The sequence below is a fragment of the Halarcobacter mediterraneus genome (assembly GCF_004116625.1).
Lineage (GTDB): Bacteria > Campylobacterota > Campylobacteria > Campylobacterales > Arcobacteraceae > Halarcobacter > Halarcobacter mediterraneus.
Map to the genome: position 1 here is coordinate 1 of NZ_NXIE01000013.1, position 1,378 is coordinate 1,378.

Genomic DNA, 1,378 nt, shown 5'->3' on the forward strand with positions numbered 1-1,378 from the left:
GATGAAATATAATGAAAAATATAAGTTTAAAAATAAAAAGTTTATTAATTCTATCTTTATTTACATGTATTAATTTATACGGAGTAGATATTCCAACTATAGGTGATGTATTAAAAGAGGTAACACCTCCAAAGATAGAAAAAGAGAAAAAGGTTTTACCACCGTTACAAAGTGAGGATGAAGAGTACAAAAAAGTTTTTGAAGATGGGAAGAAAGTATATATAAAAAGATTTTTAATTCACAATGCAAAGCATATATCAAACAAAGATTTAAAAACTATTGTAAAACCTTTTGAAAACAAAGAATTGAGTTTTAAAGATATTCAAGATATTACAAGCTTGATTACAAAAAAATATAGACAAAAAGGTTACTTTGTAGCAAGGGCTTATATTCCTGTACAAAATTTACAAAAGCAAGAAAATATTTTAAAAATCTCTATTATAGAAGGAAAGTATTCTAAATTTAAACTAGAAAATAACTCACTAGTAAAAGATTCTATTTTACAAGGAAATTTAGATGATATAAAAAACATAGAAGAAGGAACTATCTCAACAAAGAGTTTACAAAGAGCATTACTTATTATAAATGATACTCCAGGAGTAACTATTAGTAGTACACAAATAAAACCTGGAAAGGAAGTTGGTACCAGTGATTTTATAATAGGAACTAGTTCAAGTAAGAAATATGATGGTTATGTTATTACTGACAATTATGGTTCTAAATATACAGGAAAACATAGAGTTATGGCAGGGATTAATATAAACTCCCCTTTTAAAATAGGAGATAAAATCTCACTTACAGCTTTAAGCTCTCAAAACAGTGACCTTTTAAATGGTAGTTTAGCATATAATTTTCCACTTCATAAGAATGGGTTAAGAGGTGAAGTTAGTTTTTCTAAGACAACTTATGAGTTAGGAAGTACATATAAAGAGCTTGATGCTTTAGGATCTTCAAATAGTATTATTGCTAAGCTTTCTTATCCTTTGATAAGATCAAATAATCAAAACCTAGAAACATATTTTAAAACCTCTTATAATAATATGGAAGACAAGATAAACTCTACTTCTACAACTTTAGGTAAAGATACTATTGTAGCCCTTATAGGTCTTGATTATACAAAAGACTCAATAGTTTTTAATAAATATCTTCAATCAAGTATTAATTTTTATTTAACAGGTGGTAGATTAAGCTTTGATACACAAGAGGATACACAAAATGATGAGAATGGAGCAAATACAAATGGTGATTTCTCTAAAGTAAATCTTGAAGTAAATCAAAACCTAAATATAAATAAATATTTTAGTTGGAAGAACTCTTTACAGCTTCAATATGCTTTAGGAAATAAGAATTTAGATGGAAGTCAGGATTTAAGTATTGG

At 26.8% G+C, this 1,378-nt stretch carries 1 protein-coding gene; it reads left to right on the forward strand.

Features of this window, described 5'->3' with window-relative positions; translation table 11 throughout:
* Positions 1–11: 11 nt before the first annotated feature.
* Positions 12–1,378, forward strand: a 1,367-nt coding sequence (locus CP965_RS13975; protein ID WP_164971039.1) for a ShlB/FhaC/HecB family hemolysin secretion/activation protein, incomplete at its 3' end; no start/stop codon positions are given.